Source organism: Sphingosinithalassobacter sp. CS137, from assembly GCF_014334115.1.
Taxonomy (GTDB): domain Bacteria; phylum Pseudomonadota; class Alphaproteobacteria; order Sphingomonadales; family Sphingomonadaceae; genus Sphingomonas.
Genome location: NZ_CP060494.1, coordinates 45,201 through 65,743, shown reverse-complemented (window position 1 = coordinate 65,743; position 20,543 = coordinate 45,201). Strand labels below are relative to the sequence as shown.

The 20,543-nt window shown below is 67.8% G+C and carries 14 protein-coding genes; 6 read left to right on the top strand and 8 right to left on the bottom strand.

The genetic code is table 11. From position 1 onward, the window contains the following. Positions 1 to 313: 313 nt before the first annotated feature. From rpoB to H7V21_RS00275, 3 genes are all read left to right on the top strand, one after another. A complete protein-coding gene (gene rpoB / locus H7V21_RS00285) occupies positions 314 to 4,468 on the top strand; it encodes a DNA-directed RNA polymerase subunit beta (RefSeq protein ID WP_188054672.1) in 4,155 nt (1,384 codons plus the stop codon). A gap of 158 nt (positions 4,469 to 4,626) precedes the next feature. Then, positions 4,627 to 8,919 (top strand): DNA-directed RNA polymerase subunit beta', encoded by a 4,293-nt coding sequence (gene rpoC, locus H7V21_RS00280; RefSeq protein WP_188054671.1) that lies wholly within the window; start codon positions 4,627 to 4,629, stop codon positions 8,917 to 8,919. 109 nt (positions 8,920 to 9,028) lie between these two features. After that, positions 9,029 to 9,856 (top strand): CPBP family intramembrane glutamic endopeptidase, encoded by an 828-nt coding sequence (locus tag H7V21_RS00275; RefSeq protein ID WP_188054670.1) that lies wholly within the window; start codon positions 9,029 to 9,031, stop codon positions 9,854 to 9,856. An 11-nt stretch (positions 9,857 to 9,867) separates the two neighbouring features. Here the strand turns inward: H7V21_RS00275 and H7V21_RS00270 are convergent, their stop codons facing one another. Genes H7V21_RS00270 through modA form a run of 3 tightly spaced genes read right to left on the bottom strand, consistent with a single transcriptional unit; the run spans position 9,868 to position 11,943 of the window. After that, positions 9,868 to 10,482, bottom strand: a complete 615-nt coding sequence (locus tag H7V21_RS00270; RefSeq protein ID WP_188054669.1) for an ATP-binding cassette domain-containing protein — start codon at positions 10,480 to 10,482, stop codon at positions 9,868 to 9,870. Then, complete coding sequence (gene modB / locus H7V21_RS00265; protein WP_188054668.1) at positions 10,472 to 11,161, bottom strand: molybdate ABC transporter permease subunit; 690 nt, start codon at positions 11,159 to 11,161, stop codon at positions 10,472 to 10,474. Before modB ends, H7V21_RS00270 begins: the two co-directional genes overlap by 11 nt. Next, a complete protein-coding gene (gene modA, locus H7V21_RS00260; protein ID WP_410482666.1) occupies positions 11,161 to 11,943 on the bottom strand; it encodes a molybdate ABC transporter substrate-binding protein in 783 nt (260 codons plus the stop codon). Before modA ends, modB begins: the two co-directional genes overlap by 1 nt. Positions 11,944 to 12,071: 128 nt before the next feature. Between modA and H7V21_RS00255 the strand changes: the two genes are divergently transcribed. Next, positions 12,072 to 12,416, top strand: coding sequence for a winged helix-turn-helix domain-containing protein (locus H7V21_RS00255; RefSeq protein ID WP_188054667.1), 345 nt, complete (start codon positions 12,072 to 12,074; stop codon positions 12,414 to 12,416). Between the two features lie 4 nt (positions 12,417 to 12,420). On the opposite strand, the gene H7V21_RS00250 is transcribed toward H7V21_RS00255, so the two are convergent. The 4 genes from H7V21_RS00250 to H7V21_RS00235 form a co-directional block, all read right to left on the bottom strand. Beyond that, the gene (locus H7V21_RS00250; RefSeq protein WP_188054666.1) at positions 12,421 to 12,753 is read right to left on the bottom strand and encodes a phasin family protein; all 333 of its coding nucleotides are present in this window, start codon (positions 12,751 to 12,753) and stop codon (positions 12,421 to 12,423) included. Between the two features lie 83 nt (positions 12,754 to 12,836). Further along, positions 12,837 to 14,738, bottom strand: coding sequence for a hypothetical protein (locus H7V21_RS00245; protein ID WP_188054665.1), 1,902 nt, complete (start codon positions 14,736 to 14,738; stop codon positions 12,837 to 12,839). After that, a complete protein-coding gene (locus tag H7V21_RS00240; RefSeq protein WP_188054664.1) occupies positions 14,735 to 15,526 on the bottom strand; it encodes a PP2C family serine/threonine-protein phosphatase in 792 nt (263 codons plus the stop codon). Before H7V21_RS00240 ends, H7V21_RS00245 begins: the two co-directional genes overlap by 4 nt. Next, on the bottom strand, positions 15,526 to 16,206 hold the full coding sequence (locus tag H7V21_RS00235) for a vWA domain-containing protein (protein ID WP_188054663.1): 681 nt from the start codon (positions 16,204 to 16,206) through the stop codon (positions 15,526 to 15,528). The genes H7V21_RS00240 and H7V21_RS00235 overlap by 1 nt, the downstream gene beginning before the upstream one ends. A gap of 245 nt (positions 16,207 to 16,451) precedes the next feature. Between H7V21_RS00235 and H7V21_RS00230 the strand changes: the two genes are divergently transcribed. After that, complete coding sequence (locus tag H7V21_RS00230) at positions 16,452 to 18,290, top strand: methyl-accepting chemotaxis protein (RefSeq protein ID WP_188054662.1); 1,839 nt, start codon at positions 16,452 to 16,454, stop codon at positions 18,288 to 18,290. A gap of 31 nt (positions 18,291 to 18,321) precedes the next feature. Continuing rightward, complete coding sequence (locus H7V21_RS00225) at positions 18,322 to 19,710, top strand: DcaP family trimeric outer membrane transporter (RefSeq protein ID WP_223177037.1); 1,389 nt, start codon at positions 18,322 to 18,324, stop codon at positions 19,708 to 19,710. Positions 19,711 to 19,749: 39 nt separating this feature from the next. Here H7V21_RS00225 and H7V21_RS00220 read toward each other — a convergent pair whose 3' ends face one another. Continuing rightward, on the bottom strand, positions 19,750 to 20,532 hold the full coding sequence (locus H7V21_RS00220; RefSeq protein WP_262503928.1) for an energy transducer TonB: 783 nt from the start codon (positions 20,530 to 20,532) through the stop codon (positions 19,750 to 19,752). Between the last annotated feature and the right edge of the window lie 11 nt (positions 20,533 to 20,543).

Genomic DNA, 20,543 nt, shown 5'->3' with positions numbered 1-20,543 from the left:
GCGCTGCACCGCAGCGACAATTTCGTTGCGACGCGGAAATGACTGGGCGGTGGTATTTCGGTGACAGGTCGGGCGTCGCGACCCTGTTTGACACGCCGCTCCCCGCTCCCTATATCCCCGTTTCCAACTTCACGATCGAGAAATGGTGCGCCGTCGCGCAGTGCACCGGACGGATGGATCGCGGAGGTTCCGACAAGTCGCTGAAAGCTGCTGTTTTCCAAACCGGAAGACTTGCGGCTTTTTCGCGTTGGAATGCGCCTGCCCCGGCAGCAATCCGGGACGAGTTTTGACCTGAGCGAGGCGATCCATACCCATGGCAACCAAGGCAATCGAGGGCGGCACGCTGAAGCGCCGCATCCGCAAGGTGTTCGGCGACATCCACGAAGTGGTGCAGATGCCGAACCTGATCGAGGTTCAGCGCGAATCCTACGAACAGTTCCTGCGGTCCGACCCCTCGATCGACTATGTCTCGGGGCTCGAGAAGACGCTGCGCTCGGTGTTTCCGATCCGCGACTTCGCCGGCACGGCCGAGCTCGACTTCGTCAACTACGAGCTCGAGCCGCCCAAGTTCGACACCGAGGAATGCCGCCAGCGCGGCATCACCTATGCCGCGCCGATGCGCGTCACCCTGCGCCTCATCGTGTTCGAGGTCGATCCCGATACGGAAGCCCGCTCCGTGCTCGATATCAAGGAGCAGGACGTCTATATGGGCGACATGCCGTTGATGACCGACAACGGCACTTTCATCATCAACGGCACCGAGCGCGTCATCGTCTCGCAGATGCACCGGTCGCCGGGCGTGCTGTTCGATCACGATCGCGGCAAGACGCATGCTTCGGGCAAGTATCTCTTTGCCGCGCGCGTCATCCCCTATCGCGGCTCGTGGCTCGATTTCGAGTTCGACGCGAAGGACATCGTCAACGTCCGCATCGATCGCAAGCGCAAGCTGCCGGTGACGACGCTGCTCTATGCCCTCGGCCTCAACTCCGAGGAAATCCTCAACTATTTCTACAACACCGTCACTTTCGTGCGCGGTCCCGACGGCTGGCAGATTCCGTTCGCGCCCGAGAACTGGCGCGGCTCGAAGCCGATGTTCGACATCGTCGATGCCAAGTCGGGCGAAGTCGTGTTCCCCGCCGGGCAGAAGATCAGCCCGCGCGCGGCGAACAAGGCCGCCAAGGACGGTCTCGAGGCGCTGCTGATCCCCACCGAGGAGATCTTCGGCCGCTATTCGGCCTATGACCTCATCAACGAGTCCACCGGCGAGATCTATATCGAGGCGGGCGACGAGGTTTCCGCCGAGAATCTGGAGAAGCTGGACAAGGCGGGCATCGATCGCGTCGAGCTGCTCGACATCGACCATGTCTCGACCGGCCCGTGGATCCGCAACACGCTCGCGGTCGACAAGGCCGAGGAGCGCGAGCAGGCGCTGTCCGACATCTATCGCGTGATGCGCCCTGGCGAGCCGCCGACGCTGGAAACCGCCGAGGCGCTGTTCGCCGGCCTGTTCTTCGATCCCGAGCGCTACGACCTTTCGGCCGTGGGCCGCGTCAAGCTCAACATGCGCCTCGAGCTCGATTGCCCGGATACGGTGACGACGCTGCGCACCGAGGATATCCTCGCGGTGGTGAAGACGCTCGTCGGCCTGAAGGACGGCAAGGGGGAAGTCGACGATATCGACAATCTCGGCAACCGCCGCGTGCGTTCGGTGGGCGAGCTGCTCGAGAACCAGTATCGCGTCGGCCTGCTCCGCATGGAGCGCGCCGTGAAGGAGCGCATGAGCTCGGTCGACGTGTCGACGGTGATGCCGAACGACCTGATCAACGCCAAGCCCGCTGTCGCCGCGGTGCGCGAGTTCTTCGGTTCGTCGCAGCTCTCGCAGTTCATGGATCAGACCAACCCGCTCTCCGAAGTGACGCACAAGCGTCGCGTCTCGGCGCTCGGGCCGGGCGGCCTGACGCGTGAGCGCGCGGGCTTCGAGGTGCGCGACGTTCACCCGACGCATTATGGTCGTATCTGCCCGATCGAAACGCCCGAGGGGCCGAACATCGGTCTGATCAACTCGCTCGCGACGTTCAGCCGCGTGAACAAGTACGGCTTCATCGAAACGCCCTATCGTCGCGTGATCGACGGCAAGGTGTCGCAGGAAGTCGTCTATCTCTCGGCGATGGAAGAGGCGAAGCACACGATCGCCCAGGCTAATGCCGAGCTGAACGAGGACGGCAGCTTCGTCGAGGAAATCGTCTCGGCCCGTCAGGCCGGCGAGTTCCTGATGGCGATGCGCGAGACGATCACGCTGATGGACGTGAGCCCCAAGCAGCTCGTGTCGGTCGCGGCTTCGCTGATCCCCTTCCTCGAGAATGACGACGCCAACCGCGCGCTCATGGGCTCGAACATGCAGCGCCAGGCGGTGCCGCTCGTCCGCGCCGAGGCGCCGTTCGTCGGCACCGGCATGGAAGAGACGGTGGCCCGCGATTCGGGCGCCGCGATCTCGGCCAAGCGTGCCGGCGTGGTCGATCAGGTCGACGCGGCCCGTATCGTGGTTCGCGCCACCGGCGAAGTCGATGCGAACGAATCGGGCGTGGACATCTACACGCTGATGAAGTTCCAGCGTTCGAACCAGAACACCTGCATCAACCAGCGCCCGCTGGTGAAGGTGGGCGATCTGGTGAACGCCGGCGACATCATCGCCGATGGTCCCTCGACCGAGTTCGGCGAGCTGGCGCTGGGGCGCAACGTGCTCGTCGCGTTCATGCCGTGGAACGGCTACAACTATGAGGACTCGATCCTCATCAGCGAACGCATCGTGAAGGACGACGTCTTCACCTCGATCCATATCGAGGAATTCGAGGTCATGGCCCGCGACACCAAGCTCGGGCCGGAGGACATCACCCGCGACATCCCGAACGTCGGCGAGGAAGCGCTGCGCAACCTCGACGAGGCGGGCATCGTCTACATCGGCGCCGAAGTGGAGCCGGGCGACATCCTCGCGGGCAAGATCACGCCCAAGGGCGAAAGCCCGATGACTCCGGAGGAAAAGCTCCTCCGCGCCATCTTCGGGGAAAAGGCGTCGGACGTGCGCGACACGTCGCTGCGCCTGCCCCCCGGCGTTGCCGGCACCGTCGTCGAAGTGCGCGTGTTCAATCGCCACGGCATCGACAAGGACGAGCGCGCGATGGCGATCGAGCGCGAGGAGATCGAGCGCCTGAAGAAGGACTCGGACGACGAGCGCGCGATCCTCAATCGCGCCACCTGGTCGCGCCTGAAGGAAATGCTGCTGGGGCAGACCGCCACGGCCGCGCCCAAGGGCATCAAGAAGGGTTCGGTAATCGACGAGGATCTGCTCGATTCGGTCGATCGTCACGAATGGTGGAAGTTCGCCGTTCAGGACGACGCGATGCAGTCGAACCTCGAAGCGGTGAAGGCCCAGTACGACGAGGCTGCCAAGAAGATCACGGACAAGTTCCACGATCGGCGCGAGAAGCTGGAGCGTGGCGACGAGCTCCCACCGGGCGTGCTCAAGATGGTCAAGGTATTCGTCGCGGTGAAGCGCAAGCTTCAGCCGGGCGACAAGATGGCCGGCCGCCACGGCAACAAGGGAATCATCAGCCGCATCCTGCCGCAGGAGGACATGCCGTTCCTCGAAGACGGCACCCCGGTCGATTTCGTGCTCAACCCGTTGGGCGTGCCCTCGCGCATGAACGTCGGGCAGATCTTCGAGACGCATCTGGGCTGGGCCGCGCGCGGCCTGGGCCGGAAGATCGGTGCCGCGCTCGACGCGTGGCGCGAGGCGAACCCGAACCCGCAGCCGGGCGAGCCGCCCGAAGCGGTGAAGGGGCTGCTCAAGGAGGTCTATGGCGACAGCTATGCCGACGAGATCGAGCAGCGGTCGACCGATCAGATCGTCGATCTGGCCGAGAATGTCCGCGCGGGCGTCCCGATGGGCACGCCGGTGTTCGACGGCGCGGTCGAGGCCGATGTGTCGGCGATGCTGAAGCTGGCCGGGCTCGATGATTCGGGTCAGGTGACGCTGTTCGACGGACGGACCGGCGACGCCTTCGACCGCAAGGTGACGGTGGGCTACAAATATGTGCTCAAGCTGCACCACCTGGTCGACGACAAGATCCACGCGCGTTCGATTGGGCCGTACAGCCTCGTCACCCAGCAGCCGCTGGGCGGCAAGGCGCAGTTCGGCGGCCAGCGCTTCGGCGAGATGGAGGTGTGGGCGCTTCAGGCGTACGGCGCCGCCTACACGCTGCAGGAGATGCTGACGGTGAAGTCCGACGACGTGGTCGGCCGCACCAAGGTCTATGAGGCGATCGTCAAGGGCGACGACACCTTCGAGGCCGGCATTCCCGAGAGCTTCAACGTGCTCGTCAAGGAAATGCGCTCGCTGGGCCTCAACGTGGAACTGAAGAACCACGAGGACGAGGACGATATCGGCGAGCTGCCCGAGGCGGCGGAGTAAGAACGACACTCCCCCTCCTGCATGCGGGAGGGGGCCGGGGGGTGGGCTCCCGGCCTGTAGCGGAGTGAATGGCTGAGACCGGGTGCCCACCCCTTCCCAGGCTTCGCCTGGGCCCCTTCCCCTCCCGCGCGCGGGAGGGGAGTTGGAAGGACCAAGAAATGAACGAACTGACCAATTTCGCGAACCCGGTGGCCAAGCCGGAAACCTTCGACCAGATCCAGATCGGCATTGCGTCGCCTGACCGCATCCGCAGCTGGTCGTTCGGCGAGATCAAGAAGCCCGAGACGATCAACTATCGCACGTTCAAGCCCGAGCGTGACGGCCTGTTCTGCGCGCGCATCTTCGGTCCGATCAAGGACTATGAATGCCTGTGCGGCAAGTACAAGCGCATGAAGTACAAGGGCATCGTCTGCGAAAAGTGCGGCGTCGAAGTCACGGTGTCGAAGGTCCGCCGCGAGCGGATGGGGCATATCGAGCTCGCCGCCCCCGTCGCGCACATCTGGTTCCTGAAGTCGCTGCCCTCGCGCATCGGCCTGCTGCTCGACATGCAGTTGAAGCAGCTCGAGCGCGTGCTGTACTTCGAGAGCTACATCGTCACCGAGCCGGGCCTGACTCCGCTCGAGAAGTTCCAGCTCCTCACCGAGGACGAGCTGCTCGATGCGCAGGATGAATATGGCGAGGACGCCTTCTCCGCCGGCATCGGCGCCGAGGCGGTCAAGATCATGCTCATGGATCTCGACCTCGAGAACGAGCGCAAGGAGCTGCTCGAGGAACTCGCGGTCACCAAGTCCGAGCTCAAGCCCAAGAAGATCATCAAGCGGCTCAAGGTCGTCGAGAGCTTCCTGGAATCGGGCAACCGCCCCGAATGGATGATCCTCGACGTCGTTCCCGTCATCCCGCCCGAACTGCGCCCGCTGGTCCCGCTGGACGGCGGCCGCTTCGCGACCTCGGATCTGAACGACCTCTATCGCCGCGTGATCAACCGTAACAACCGCCTCAAGCGGCTGATGGAGCTGCGCGCGCCGGACATCATCGTCCGCAACGAAAAGCGCATGCTGCAGGAAGCCGTCGATGCGCTGTTCGACAACGGCCGCCGCGGCCGCACCATCACCGGTGCGAACAAGCGTCCGCTCAAGTCGCTGTCCGACATGCTCAAGGGCAAGCAGGGCCGCTTCCGCCAGAACCTGCTCGGCAAGCGCGTCGACTATTCGGGTCGTTCGGTCATCGTGACCGGTCCGGAGTTGAAGCTGCACCAATGCGGCCTGCCCAAGAAGATGGCGCTTGAGCTGTTCAAGCCGTTCATCTACGCGCGCCTCGACGCCAAGGGTCTTTCGATGACCCTCAAGCAGGCGAAGAAGTGGGTCGAGAAGGAGCGCAAGGAAGTCTGGGACATCCTCGACGAAGTCATTCGCGAGCACCCCGTGCTTCTGAACCGCGCGCCGACGCTTCACCGTCTCGGCATCCAGGCGTTCGAGCCGGTGCTGATCGAAGGCAAGGCGATCCAGCTCCACCCGCTCGTCTGCTCGGCGTTCAACGCCGACTTCGACGGTGACCAGATGGCCGTGCACGTTCCGCTGAGCCTCGAGGCGCAGCTGGAAGCGCGCGTGCTGATGATGTCGACCAACAACATCCTCAGCCCCGCGAACGGCAAGCCGATCATCGTGCCGTCGCAGGACATGGTGCTGGGCCTCTACTATCTCTCGATGGAGAAGGAAGGCGAGCCGGGCGAAGGCATGATCCTGGGCGACATGGCCGAGGTGCATCACGCGCTCGATACCGGCGCCGTGACGCTGCACACCAAGATCACTGCCCGCGTTCCGCAGACCGACGAGGACGGCAACGAATATCTCAAGCGCGTCGAGACGACCCCCGGCCGCATGCTCCTCGCCGAGAAGCTGCCCAAGTCGCACCGCGTGCCGTTCGAGACGATCAACCGCCTGCTGACCAAGAAGGACGTCGGCGACGTGATCGACGAGGTCTATCGTCACACCGGCCAGAAGGAGACGGTTCTGTTCGCCGACGGCATCATGACGCTCGGCTTCCAGCACGCGTTCAAGGCCGGCATCTCGTTCGGCAAGGACGACATGATCATCCCCGCCGCCAAGGAGGGAATGGTCGAGGAAACGCGTGCGCTCGTGAAGGATTACGAGCAGCAGTATCAGGACGGCCTGATCACGCAGCAGGAGAAGTACAACAAGGTGATCGACGCCTGGAGCCGCTGCGGCGACCAGGTGGCGAGCGCCATGATGGACGAGATCAAGGCGGTGAAGCGGTTCGAGGACGGCGAGAATGCCGGCCGCGAAAAGCCGATCAACTCGATCTACATGATGGCCCACTCGGGTGCCCGCGGTTCGCAGGCGCAGATCAAGCAGCTCGCCGGCATGCGCGGCCTGATGGCCAAGCCGTCGGGCGAGATCATCGAGACGCCGATCATCTCGAACTTCAAGGAAGGCCTGACCGTCCTTGAATACTTCAACTCGACTCACGGCGCCCGCAAGGGCCTGGCCGACACCGCGCTCAAGACGGCGAACTCGGGGTATCTGACCCGCCGCCTGGTCGACGTGTCGCAGGACTGCGTCGTCATGGAGGAGGATTGCGGCACCCAGCGCGCGCTGGAGATGAAGGCGATCGTGCAGGGCGGCTCGACCATCGCGTCGCTCGGCGAGCGTATCCTGGGCCGCACCACGGCCGAGGACATCGTCGACAGCAAGACCAACGAAGTGGTGATCCCCACCGGCACGTTGCTCGACGAGCCGATGGTCGCGCAGATCGAATCGATCGGCGTTCAGGGCGTGAAGATCCGCTCGCCGCTCGTCTGCGAAGCGAAGATCGGCGTTTGCGGCAAGTGCTACGGGCGTGATCTCGCCCGCGGTACGCCGGTGAACATCGGCGAAGCGGTGGGCGTCATCGCCGCCCAGTCGATCGGCGAGCCGGGCACGCAGCTCACGATGCGCACCTTCCACATCGGCGGTGCGGCGCAGCTCAACGAACAGTCCAACCTCGAGGCTCCGGCCGACGGCAAGGTCGAGTTCCGCGATCTGCGCGTCATCCAGGATCAGCGCGGCCGCCGCGTCGTACTGAGCCGTTCGGGCGAGCTGGCGATCCTCGACGAGGAAGGCCGCGAGCGCGCGGTGCACCGCATCCCCTATGGTGCCTATCTGATGTTCGACGACGGGCACATCGTGTCCAAGGGCGATCGGATGGCCGAATGGGATCCGTTCACCGCACCGGTGATCACGGAAAACCCGGGTGTCGTGAAGTACCAGGACCTGATCGATGGCAAGACGCTCACCGAGCAGGTCGACGAAGCAACGGGCATCGCCCAGCGCGTCGTCACCGAATACCGCGGTGCCGCCAAGGCCAAGGAGGATCTGCGTCCGCGCCTCACTCTCACCGGCGAAAGCGCCGAGGAGGCAGGTCGCTACATGCTCCAGCCGGGTGCAGTGATCTCGGTCGAGGACGGCGCACAGGTGCAAGGCGGCGACGTGCTTGCCCGTGTCGCTCGTGAATCGGCCAAGACGCGCGACATCACCGGCGGTCTGCCGCGCGTCGCCGAGCTGTTCGAGGCGCGCAAGCCCAAGGAAAATGCCATCATCGCGAAGGTCTCCGGCCGCGTGGTGTTCGGCAAGGACTATAAGGCCAAGCGCAAGATCGGCATCCAGCCCGAGGACGGCGGCGAGGTCGTCGAGTATCTGGTGCCCAAGTCGAAGGTGATCGACGTTCAGGAAGGCGACTACGTCAAGCGTGGCGACAACCTGATCGGCGGCAGCCCCGATCCGCACGACATTCTCGAAGTGCTCGGCATCGAGCCGCTGGCGGAATATCTCGTGTCGGAAATCCAGGAAGTCTATCGACTTCAGGGCGTGAAGATCAACGACAAGCACATCGAGGTGATCGTTCGCCAGATGCTGCAGAAGGTCGAGATCACCGAAAGCGGCGACACCACGCTGCTGGTCGGCGAACAGCTCGACCGGTCGGAGATGGACGAGGTCAACTCGAAGCTGGCGAAGAACCAGGCTCCGGCCCAGGGCAAGCCGGTTCTGCTCGGCATCACCAAGGCGTCGCTGCAGACCCGCAGCTTCATCTCGGCGGCGTCGTTCCAGGAGACCACCCGCGTCCTCACCGAGGCGGCGGTCCAGGGCAAGCAGGACACGCTGATCGGCCTCAAGGAGAACGTCATCGTCGGCCGGCTCATCCCGGCGGGCACCGGCGCGGGCATGAACCGACTGCGCGTGGCGGCCACGTCGCGCGACGCGGCACTGCGCGTCCAGCAGCGCAAGCTGCAGGAAGCGCTGATTGCTCCGAACTCGCGCGAGGAAGAGCATGCCGCCGAACTGGCGCAGGATCCGAACGACGCACGCGTCACCTCGGATGCGCTGGAGAAGGTCGAAGTCTCCGGCGACGGCAGCGACGAGGCCGCGGGCGAGTATCTGAACCGCGACGAAGCATAAGCTTCGGAACCGACGAAGATTGGGCCGCCGCTCGGGATGCCGGGCGGCGGCCCTTCTTTTTTCGCCCTTTCCGGGCGAGCCAAACCACCGTTCGTGCGTTCCCCGAACGATGCTTGCCCCGCCCGCCCCGCCTGCCCTCCGTCCCTGGTCCTTCATCCTTCTCGCCTTCGCCTTCACCTGGGCGTTCGCCGGCTTCTTCTGGCTCGTCGATCCGATGGCTGCGAAAGGCAGCCCCTCCACCGCCACGATGGTCACGAGCTATGTCGCCGTCTGGGGACCCTCGCTCGCCGGACTCGTGCTCGCCTGGCGCACCGGCGGCCGCGAGGGCGCATGGCGCCTCCTGCGCCGGCTCTGGAAATGGCCCGGAACGCTCTGGCTCGCGCTCGCGGCGGCGATCCCCCTGGGCGCCGAATTCGTCGGCGCGCTGATCGGCTGGGCGATCGGGCCCTATTCGTTTGAAGCACTGAGCGACGTCGGGCCGGGCCGCCTGCTGCTGTTCATCGCCACCACGCTGGTCTCAGGCCCGCTCGGAGAGGAGCTCGGCTGGCGCGGGTACGGGCTGGAGCGCGCCGCCGCGCGCTATGGCCCGCGCGTCGCGGCGGTGTTGATGGCAGCCGCCTGGTCGCTGTGGCACCTGCCGGCCTTTCTGATCCCCGGCCTCCAGCAGCTGATCTTCCCGACCGGGCTCAGCTTCCTCGAGTTCGCGAGCTTCACGATGAGCAGCGGCATCATGATGGCCTGGCTCACCTTCCGGGCGAAGGGCGCGCTCGGGCCGGCGGTGCTGTTCCACCTCTGCCTGCTGATGATGCTGCTCGCGGTCAGCGAGCGACCGCCCGCGACGCTGGTGTGGCCTACCAGTGCGGTTTTTGCGGCACTGGCGCTGCTGGTGCTGATCCGCGAGCCCCGGCTGGGCTATCGCGCCTTCGATCCGGATTGAAGCGGCGGCCGTTATTCCATCTCGATCACTCGCGTTCCCAGCCGGTCGGCTTCGCCGGCGTCGTGAGTCACCATCAGGATCGGGAGCGCCAGTTCGTCGCGGAGCCGCTCGATCACTGCCATGATCTCCTCGCGCCGCGCGCGATCGAGCGACGAGAGCGGCTCGTCGAGCAGCAGGAAGTCGGGAGCCGAGAGCAGCGCCCGCCCGATGGCGACGCGGCGCGCCTCGCCCCCGGAGAGCGTCCGCGGCCAGCGGTCGACCAGAGAACCGATACCCAGAAAGGCGAGCGTCTCGTCGAGGCCCAGAGTCCCCGCACCCCGCCCGGCCCCGAACAACAGATTGTCGCGCACCCGGAGATGCGGAAACAGCCGCGGCTCCTGAAACACATAGCCGGCGCGGCGCGCCTCGGGCCGGAGTGACAGTCCGGCCCGGCTGTCGAACAGCGCCCGTCCGCTCACCCGCACATGGCCCCGGTCCGGCATCACCAGTCCGGCCACCATGTTGAGCACGCTCGTCTTGCCCGCGCCCGAGGGCCCGAACAACACCGTCAGCCCGGCCCCGCCTGCGATGCGGCAGGCGATGGTGCGGTCGCCCAGCCGCTTCTCGATGTCGATGTCAAAGGACATGGAGCCCCCGGCCCGCCCGCCGCGCAATCATCTCCGACGCGACCAGCGCACCGAGCGCCAGCAGCACCGAGACCGCGGCGAGCCGCAGCACCTGCGCTTCGCCTTCGGGAAGCTGGAGCGCCGAATAGATGGCAAGCGGCAGCGTCTGCGTCTGCCCCGGCACGTTCGAAACGAAGGTGATGGTCGCGCCGAACTCGCCCAGCGCCCGCGCGAACCCCAGCACCGCAGCGGCGACCACGCCGGGCAGCGCAAGCGGCAGCGTGACGCTCAGGAACACGCGGCGGCGCCCCGCGCCCAGCGTCTGCGCCGCCTGCTCCAACCGCCGGTCGACTGCCTCGATCGAAAGCCGCATCGCGCGCACCATGAGCGGCAGTGCCATCACGGCGGCAGCGATCGCGGCGCCGGTCCAGCGGAACAGCACGGTCGTTCCGAACCACGCCTCCAGCAGCCCGCCGACCGGCCCTGCCGGCGCGAACAGCAGCAGCAGCAGCCAGCCGGTCACCACCGGCGGCAGCACCAGCGGCAGATGGATCAGCCCGTCGAGCAACACCTTTCCCGGAAAGCTGCCCCGCGCGAGCAGCCATGCGAGCCCGAACGCGATCGGCAGAGTAACGGCCACCGCCGCGCCGCCGACTTGCAGCGACAAGGCGACGATCTGCCATTCGGCGGGCGTCAGCATCACGGCGCCTCGAATCCCCGGCGCGCGAAAATGGCGCGCGCCTCGGGCGAGAGCAGGAAGCGGCGAAATGCCTCCGCCTCCGCCTTGTCGGATGTACGGAGCCGGGCGAGCGGATAGCGGATCGGCGGATGGCTCGCCTCGGGGAACACGCCGACGACACGCACCTGCCGCGATGCCGCCGCGTCGGTCGCATAGACAATTCCGAGCGGTGCCGCGCCACGCTCGACCAGCGCCAGCGCCGCGCGAACATTCTCGGCGCGCGCCAGCCGGTCCTTGACTGCATTCCATAGGCCGAGCGCCTTGAGCGCCGCCTTGCCATAGCGCCCGGCGGGAACGGCCTCGGGCTCCGCGATCGCCAGCCGCCCGCCGCCTAGCGCCGTCACGATCGGCGCGCCCGGAGCCGGATCGACCCGCACGCAACTGTCGCGTGGCGCCACCAGCACCAGCCGGTTGCCGAGCAATGGTGCGCGCGTGCCCGCCGCCAGCAGGCTGCGCGCCTCCAGATCATCCATCCAGGCTTCGTCGGCGGCTGCGAACAGATCGGCGGGAGCGCCCGCGGCAATCTGCCGCGCCAGCGCCGACGTGCCGGCGAAGCTCAGCCTGGGCCGTGCATGGCCCCGCGCCGACCATGCATCGGCCGCCTCCTCCATCGCTTCCTGCAGACTGGCGGCGGCGAGTACCAGCGGCGGCTCGGGTGCCGCGTGCGGACGCAACAGGAGAAACAGCGCGGCAAGACCCGCGGACAGCCCGGCCGCGATCCAGAGACTCCAGCGGAGGTTCACGCGCGGATCGTCGCTGGAACGGCGATGAACGACGGGTATGGCATCGGCTGCGGGCTCCCGGCTGAAACGGTTCGCCCTTAGCCAGCCTATGTTTCGCTGTATACAGGTGGGCGCGAAGGAGAAGCGCCATGGCAGCCGCACGACTGAAGCTGAAGATCCAGATCATGGCCGGCGACGAAATCGCGCTGGGCCCGGGCAAGGCGGCGCTGCTCGAGGCGATCGCCGCCACGGGATCGATCTCGGCAGCCGCGCGCGCGACGGGAATGAGCTATCGGCGCGCGTGGCTGCTGGTCGATACGTGCAACCGCTGCTTCGCCGAGCCGCTGGTCGAAACCGTGCGCGGCGGGGGCGCCTGCCTGACCGCGCAGGGGCATGCGCTGCTCTCTGCCTATCAGGCGCTCGTGGCGCGGATCGCGCCCGCGGCGGACGATCCCGACTATGCCCGGATCGCCGCCGCCTTGCGCTCACCCTGACGGTTCAGCGCCGTCCGCTCATCCGGCCCATCGCATTGCGCCCGAAATCGGCGATCAGCTCACCGATCTCGCGCGCCTGGCTTACCGATCGGCTGCCCTGTTCGCGCAGATATTCCGACTGGATGCGCATCACTTCGGCGAGATCATTGGCCTGCGCCGCGGCGCGCATTGCCTTGAACGCTTCGGCCGTGTTGGTCTCCGCCTGGTCGAGCATCTTGAGGCCGAGCTGCGCTCCGCTGTCGGACAGGGCCTCGCCTGCCGCATTCATCTGCTCGCCTGCGTTCTTCGTCGCGGCGCCTGCCTTGCTGCCGGCACTTTCGGTCGTGTTCTCCGCCATTCCCGCTGTCCTCCTCGGCACGCCGGCCATCCGCCGGCGATGGTTCGCCGACGCACGAGCGGCGCCCCGGTTCCGCGCTCGCGTCACTGCAGCGGCGCGAACGAAAGCGGCGGGACCGCATCGGCGCTGTTCGGCAGCGCCCCGGCGCGCAGCACCGATTCCGTGGCGTCCAGGGCGGCACGATAGCTGACGGCGGCGCTGCGGCGGCAGGCGACCTGATCGTCACGCCCACTGCAACTGGCGCGCTCCGCGTCCCAGAGGCGGCGGCTTTCGTCCAGAAAGCTCAAATCGCGTCCCTCCGCGGCATCGATCAGCATGCGGAAGCGCTGTTCCAGCATGCGTTCGCTGGCGGCGACATCGGGGTCGCGGCAGGCCAGGCGATCGTGATCGCTGGGCAGCGCGTCGCAAACCCCGGTGCTGGCGATCCGGTCCCCTCGGCCCGCGCGCTGGAGCAGCGCCCCTTCCGGAACGAACCCCGCTGCCCCGTCGCGCGCACGCGTGACCCGGATCCAGGGCGCGCCGTCCTGCGCATAGCCGCGCCCCTGGCCGGTCAGCTCGTCCTGGAGCACGAGCTCGCCATCGAGCGCAAATTCGCTGCCCGGGCCGTTGCGCAACGCGACGGGGCGGCCTCCCGCATCCGGCAGGACCAGATAGGCGCGCGCATCGGCGAACATCTCGATTGGCGGATCGGCAGCGCCGAAGCCGGCAGGCGCCGCATTCGCCACGCGCACCGCGCCACTCGGCGGCAGCCATTCGCGGCGCAGATCTTCGGGCAGGTACAGCAGCACTGCCGCCAGCGTCGCCGCCGAAAACACCAGCCAGCGCGCACCGCCGCTCCTGCGGGGCCGAACGCGCCGAACCGCGCGCTGCCTCGGCATCGGCGCCGTCCGCCGCGCCGGTACGCGCGACCCGGCTGGAATCCGCCTCCGAACCGCTTCCCGGGGCGGCCGGCGAATCGCCGACTGGCGTGCCGCGTCGAGCCGGGCTTCGTGCGCGCAAAAGCCGCATCCCACGCCGAAATGCGCATGTTCGGCCGGCTTGGCGCGGCAGGGCACGAGGTGAGTCATCAGTTCGTCGAGGTGGTCGCGCCACTCCGCCGCGCTTGGCCGGACAGCGCCCGGCAGGAAGGCACGGTCGAACAATGTCCGCGTCGCGCGCCGGAACATCCTGTGGATGCTGGCTGCGGCGGGAGAGACCCCGGCGGGGGGCTGCACCGCATAGGGGTATAGCCCTTCCAGAATCCGCGTCTGCAGATCGGTCGCTTGCGGTCCGGCCCGGCTATCCGTCCCGGCGAAGGGATGCACGCCATTGTCGAGCAGCTGGAAGATGATGACCGCCAGCGCGAACAGGTCCTGCGCCTCGCCCAGTGCGGCGGGGCGCCTCTGCCAGCTTTCCGGCGCGATATAGTCGTCCGAAAGCTGGTCGGCGGGCATGCGGCCGGAGCTGCCCGCGATGCTGAAGCCGTCGGTATCCACCACCGCCATCCAGCTCACCGCCGGGTAGAAGCGCAGATTGGCCGGCTTCATGTCGATCATGTGATGGCCTGCGCGGTGCAGCTCGGCGAACACCGACGCCAGATTGCGCGCGACCAGCACGCGATAGCCGTAATATTCGGAGATCTTCTCGATCCGCCGGCTGTTCTTCTGGAGAATGTTCACCAGGCTGGTCGAGCGCCGGAAATCGATCTCCGGCATCAGAAAACCGACGAACCGGCCGGCATGGTCGTGGAGCTTCGCCTCCGGCCAGGCGATCTGCGGATAGCGGATTCCGTCGTGCACCGCCGGAGGCAGATGGGGCCGGCTGGCGAGCATGCAGTCGATCTTCGCCTCGTGGCGGCGGCACTCTTTCTCGCCATGATACAGCTTTGCCGCGAACCCCGGCATGTCGGGCAGCGCATAGACCTTTCCCGAGGCCCCCTCGCCGAGCAGCTTGCCGAGCGGCAGGAGCGTCCGGCGCGCGCCGCTGCCGAGGAAGACCGCGTTCATGGCCCCGCCGCCCGCGCCCACAACAGGGTCTTGTCGTCCGGCGTGCGCGCGCGCGCCGCGCTGCTGTCGAGCGTCGCCGAAAGCGCCTGCTCCCCCTCCTCGCGACCCGCCGCCGCCAGATAGCGTCCGATCGGCTCGAAAAACGGCATGAACGGTTCGTGCACGCCGTCGCGCTGCACCAGCGCCAGCTCGGTCACGCCGTCGGTCATCACGAAGATCGTGTCGAATCCGGCGCCGATCAGCGAGAAGCGCAGGTGCCGCCGCCAGTCGGCGTCGGTGAAGAAATAGGTGGTGTCGGCATATTCGCCGTTGCTCGGCGGCGAAAGCTGCCAGCGCGCGCCTTCCGCGCCGATCGCCAGCGCCGCGCCGTCGCCGATGTGGAAGAACAATCCGCCTCCGTTGGGCAGCATCACCGCGCCAACCAGCGTCGCGTGGAACGCCGCAAGCTCAAGCCCCTCGTCGGCGCCGGCAGCCGCCACAGCCGCGCGCGCCTCGCCCACAGCGCGCCGCACGGCTCGGCACGCGCCGGTCAGCGTCGCACGCGAGCACGGTTTCACGAAGCCGGCATCGAAATAGAGTTCGAGCCGCGCGACGATCCGCTCGCACAGCATCGCCGCGCCCTCGGCGCCGCGCGCCGCCGATCCCGCTCCGTCCGACGCGACTGCGATCAGTGCGCCCGATCGCGTGGCATGCAGCCGATGACGGTCTTGCCCCGGCTCGCCTGCTTCGGCATGGCGCGCCCCCGCGACCGACGTTCCCGCCATCCGCCAGGTCGCGGTCTGTGCCATCACCCGCTCCGGCCCGGCACCACCGCCCAGTCGGACGGCGCCGCCATCTGGATCGCATCGGATACCGCCGACTTCGACCCAGCCCGTGCCGAGCGGCTGAGCCAGAGGAAGAACTCGCGAAACGCCAGTCCCTTCAGCCCGAGCGGCTGGCGTGGAGAAAACCGGCCCAGCTTGGCCATGTTGGCCTCGCCCACGCCGACGCAGAACACGCTCACGCGTCCCGCTTCCTCGGCGGCGCGACACGCGTCGGCCGCGCTTTCCCAGTCGGGATCGGTCGGTTCGCCATCGGTCAGCACGAACAGCCAGGGCCGGTTATAGGGGATGCCGTGTTCGCGATAGCGCGCCTTCTCCGCCTCGATCTCGTCGAGCGCGCGGCGCACGCCCGCACCCAGCGGCGTCATGCCGTTCGCTTCGATCTCCGGCGCTTCGAATTCGATCGCGTCGGTCCAGTCGGTGACGACTTCGACGTCCTGCGGCGCACCGACGCGCAACACCAGGATGCGGACCCGCTGGCGCGCGACGTCGTCCGCCTTCAGATCCTCCTCGAGCAGCCTCAGCCCGTCGTTCAGCGCGCCGATCGCATTGTTCTGCGCCATCGACGAGGAACCGTCGAGCACCACCACGCACGGCAGCCGCTGGCTGGCGTTTTCGGCCAATGCCACGTCCGGGATGAGATTCATGCGCCCCTCCACTGAATCGGGGCGCTGCGCCCCGCCCGCGCCGGAGTCGCGGGCCCTCGGGGTATGAAGGAGCCGTCGCACGCGGGCAAGGCGCGCACGCCGCCTGCATCCCGAAGCGGGAAAAGGAGTGGCCCGCGCAACCGATCCGCAGCTGCATCGCCGTCCGCCGGGACCCCGGTAAAGCACCTAGGGAAGTCTGCGGATGGCGCCGATCCCCTATAACTCCGGGAGAGCTAGGAGTTATCATGCGGAACCTGAAGATCGGCGGTCGCCTCAACCTGGTCAGCTTGGCAGCGCTGGTCGGGCTTGTCCTCGTGCTGGCGCTTTCGCTGTTTCGCTTGAACGCCGTGATGCGTGCGGACATTGCGGATCGCACGCAGAAGACCGTCGAGATCGCGCACAGCACGATCGACCATTATCAAAAGCTCGAAGCTGCGGGCACGCTGACTCGCGCCGAGGCGCAGGCCGCGGCGCTCGCTGCCGTGAAGGCGATGCGCTACGGCAGCAACGACTATTTCTGGATCAACGACATGCATCCCCGGATGGTGATGCATCCGATCAAGCCGGAAATGGATGGTACTGACATCGGCGGGACGACCGATGCCGATGGAAACTACGTGTTCCGCGAGATGGTCGCCGTCGTCCGCGCCGACGGCGAAGGCTTCGTCGACTATAACTGGCCCAAGCCCGGAGTGGAGGAGGCCCAGCCGAAAATCTCGTTCGTGAAGGGCTTCGCGCCCTGGGGCTGGATCGTCGGCTCGGGCGTCTATGTCGACGATATCCGGGCGGCGGTCTGGTCGGCGGCACTGCTCCAGGGGTCGATCGTGCTCGCGATCATCCTGGCGGTCGGCACGCTCAACTGGTTCCTCAGCCGCTCGATTTCGCGCCCGGTGGCAGCGCTTGCCGCTCGGATGCGCACGCTCGCCGACGGCGACACGCAAGCCGCCATTCCCGGCCTCGATCGCGGCGACGAAGTGGGCGACATGGCCAAGGGCCTGAGCGTCTTCCGCGACAATGCGATCGCCAAGGCGAAGGCGGAGGCCGAAAAGGCCAAGGCCGACGCCGAACAGAGCTTCGTGGTCGATACGCTCTCGCAGCGGCTCGCCAGCGTTTCGGACGGCGACCTCACTGCCGAGATCGATGTCGCCTTCCCCGATTCCTATGCGGCGCTCAAGGCGAACTACAACACCGCGATCGGCAATCTTCGCGATCTGATCGCCGGCCTGGCCCATTCCGCGCATGCGATCCGCACCGGATCGCACGAGATCGCCCAAGCGTCCGACGACCTCGCCCGCCGTACCGAAGCGAACGCCGCGAGCCTCGAGCAGAGCTCCGCCGCGCTCACGCAGATGGAAGGCCGCCTCCGCGCGACCGCGACCGCCGCCGAGCGGACCGTCGGGCAGACCGGCGAAGCCAAGGCCGTCGTCGGCGCCGGGCGCAGGACGGCCGACGATGCGGTCGGCGCCATGGGCCGGGTCGCCGGCGGCGCGCAGGGCATCGACAGCGTGATCGAAGGACTCGACAAGATCGCGTTCCAGACGCGCGTGCTCGCGATGAACGCGGCGGTCGAGGCCGGGCGCGCCGGAGAGGCGGGGCGTGGCTTCGCGGTCGTCGCCGATCTCGTTTCCGCCCTCGCCATGCGCTCCGAAGAGGAAGCGCGCCGGGCGCGCGAGGAACTCACCGCCACACAGACCGATATCGCCGCCGCGGTCCAGGCCGTGCAGGAAGTCGATTCGGCGCTGGCCAACATCATGGGCAGCGTCGAGCAGGTCCATGAACTCGTCTCGACCATGGCCAGCGACAATCAGGCGCAGTCGGCGACGATCAGCGAGATAACCGTCGCGATCGGCACGATGGACACGTCGACTCAGCAGAATGCCGCCATGGTCGAGGAAACCTCGGCGGCAGCCCGTAACCTGGCCAGCGAAGTCGCCGCACTCAGCGAAAGCGCCGCCCGATTCCGCACCGACAGCGGCCGCGCCAGTGCGCCGGTCGTCCGCAGCCGGCCCGTCGCAGCGCCGATCCTCGTCCGGCCGGAGCCGCGCGCGCGTGCCGCCGCCAGTGGCGACTGGGCCAGTTTCTGAACGCCGCGCCGACGCGCCAGGAGTTTTTCACATGATCAGCAATTCCCTGCGGCGCGCCCTGCTCGCCGCCACGGCGCTCAGCGCCTTCGCCGCCCTTCCCGCCCAGGCACAGACGGCGCGCGAATCCGAGCTCGAGGCACGGCTGAAGTCGCTTGAGGCCGCCGTGGTCGAGCTTCGCGCCGAACTCGAACGGACGCGGACCGCCGCGCAGGTGGCCGTCGCCTCGGCGCCCGCCGCGTCACAGCCGGTCGCGGTCGAGGTCGCGGCTGCCGTTCCCGCCCCCGCTCCGGTCCCGGCACCTGCCCGGCAGGCGGCGGACGGCCCCAGCGTGCGGATCAACGGCTTCTTCAAGACCTATGCCTCGGTCAGCCATTATTCCGACGGTCCGCTGCCGTCGACGTCGAGCGGGCATGACTTCTACGTCCCGGGAACGATCCCCGTGGCGGGGCTGAGCGAAGGCCCTTCCTATCGCGCCAACGTCAAGCAGACCCGGATCGCGGTCAGCGCGACCACGCCGGTCGCCGGCCATGTGCTGAAAGGCCTGCTGGAAGTCGATTTCCAGTCCTCGCCGGGTGTCGGCAACCAGCGCGTGACGAATGCCTATAATCCGGCGCTGCGCCGCGCGTTCATCACCTATGACGATTTTCTGATCGGCCAGGAATGGTCGAACTTCCAATATGTCGCGGCGCTTCCGGAGACGACTGACTATCTCGGGCCGAGCGAGGGCACCGTCTTCGCGCGCCAGACGCAGCTGCGCTACACGCAGGCCGTCGCGCGCGGCCTCACCCTGTCGGTCGCGGCGGAAAACCCGGCGGCGACCACTGCCGATGCCGGCTCCGCGACGGTGATCGAGAACGACACCGATCGGATGCCCGACCTCACCGCCCGGCTCAACCTCGCGCTCGGGAGGTCCGAGCTGTCGCTCGCCGGGCTCGCGCGCACCCTCACCGTCGATCTCGGCGCGCAGGAGGATTCGGCATTCGGCTGGGGCGTGTCGGCCGCGGGCAAGCTCGCGCTCGATGCGCGCGGGCGGCACGATCTGCGCTTCATGGTCACGCATGGCAGCGGCATCGGCCGCTATGTCGGCCTGAACCTCGCGCCCGACGCAGTGCTGGTGCGCGGCAGTTCGCTGCAGCTCGAGCCCGTCGCGCTCACCGCGGGCTTCGCGGCGCTCCGCCTCGGCTGGACCGACCAGCTGCGCTCGACCTTCATGGGCAGTGCGCAGACGATCGACACTCCGGCAGGCCTTGCCGTGGCGGGCGCCAACAAGACCGTCTGGAGCGCGTCGGCGAACCTGTTCTACTCGCCGATCCGGCAGTTCGATCTCGGCATCGAATTCCGCCACGGCGAGCGCGAGCTGGTCTCGGGCGTCACCGGCCGGCTCGACCGCGCGGAATTCTCGGCGAAATACAGCTTCTGACGCGACGGACGGCGGCGCGCTGGTGCGCTCCCGCCCGCCTCAATCGAGCGAGAAAGTCACCGGCACCGTCACCCAGGCGCTGACCGGGCGGCCCGCCTGGCGCGCGGGCACGAAGCGCCAGCGCCGCACCGTCGCGAGCGCCGCCTGGTCGAGCCGCAACGAGCCGCTCGATTCGGCCACCTCGACGCTGCCCGCGTGTCCCTCCTCGGTCACGCGGACGCGCAGTAGCACCACGCCTTCCTCCCGCGCACGGCGCGCGAGATAGGGATAGGCCGGACCCGGATTGTTGAGCTGCGCCGCGCGGAAATCGGGCGGCGTCACGGGCGCGGGCGCGGGAGCGGGCGCCGGTGCAGGCGCGGGCGCCGCGGGGGCGCTGGCGAGCTGGACCGCCGGCGCACGCTGCACGAACGGCGCAGGCTCGGGCGCGGTCACCACTTGCGGCGCGGGCTGCGGCGTGCGCACCAGCGGCGGCGGAGCGACGACCGGCGCGACCTGCTGCTCCACCACCGGCTCGGGCGGCGGAGGCGTCTCGGGCGGCGGCGGCGGGGTCGCGATGTCGAACAGCTCGAGATCCTGCGGCGTCACCGCCTGCGGCAGCTCCATTCGCATCGTCAGCAGCGCCGCGCCGAGCGCCGCGTGGATGCCGGCGACGACCACCAGCGCGGTGAGATTGAACCGCTTCGGGCGATAGCCGCCGCCGGTCGCGAAACGCGCGGCGGGCGGCGTACCGGGCCGGCCTTCAGTCGCGGGCGGAAGCGCACCGGGCGCTTCCGTCGCGATCGCCGGCGGCGATACAAGGTCGTGATCCGCATGACTGAACACCGATCGCGCTC

Excerpts from the sequence above, each read along its gene's own strand:
- rpoB (WP_188054672.1), top strand. The coding sequence starts at position 314 with ATGGCAACCAAGGCAATCGAGGGCGGCACGCTGAAGCGCCGCATCCGC.
- rpoC (WP_188054671.1), top strand. The coding sequence starts at position 4,627 with ATGAACGAACTGACCAATTTCGCGAACCCGGTGGCCAAGCCGGAAACC.
- H7V21_RS00275 (WP_188054670.1), top strand. The coding sequence starts at position 9,029 with ATGCTTGCCCCGCCCGCCCCGCCTGCCCTCCGTCCCTGGTCCTTCATC.
- H7V21_RS00270 (WP_188054669.1), bottom strand. The coding sequence starts at position 10,482 with ATGTCCTTTGACATCGACATCGAGAAGCGGCTGGGCGACCGCACCATC.
- modB (WP_188054668.1), bottom strand. The coding sequence starts at position 11,161 with ATGCTGACGCCCGCCGAATGGCAGATCGTCGCCTTGTCGCTGCAAGTC.
- H7V21_RS00255 (WP_188054667.1), top strand. The coding sequence starts at position 12,072 with ATGGCAGCCGCACGACTGAAGCTGAAGATCCAGATCATGGCCGGCGAC.
- H7V21_RS00250 (WP_188054666.1), bottom strand. The coding sequence starts at position 12,753 with ATGGCGGAGAACACGACCGAAAGTGCCGGCAGCAAGGCAGGCGCCGCG.
- H7V21_RS00245 (WP_188054665.1), bottom strand. The coding sequence starts at position 14,738 with ATGAACGCGGTCTTCCTCGGCAGCGGCGCGCGCCGGACGCTCCTGCCG.
- H7V21_RS00240 (WP_188054664.1), bottom strand. The coding sequence starts at position 15,526 with ATGGCACAGACCGCGACCTGGCGGATGGCGGGAACGTCGGTCGCGGGG.
- H7V21_RS00235 (WP_188054663.1), bottom strand. The coding sequence starts at position 16,206 with ATGAATCTCATCCCGGACGTGGCATTGGCCGAAAACGCCAGCCAGCGG.
- H7V21_RS00230 (WP_188054662.1), top strand. The coding sequence starts at position 16,452 with ATGCGGAACCTGAAGATCGGCGGTCGCCTCAACCTGGTCAGCTTGGCA.
- H7V21_RS00225 (WP_223177037.1), top strand. The coding sequence starts at position 18,322 with ATGATCAGCAATTCCCTGCGGCGCGCCCTGCTCGCCGCCACGGCGCTC.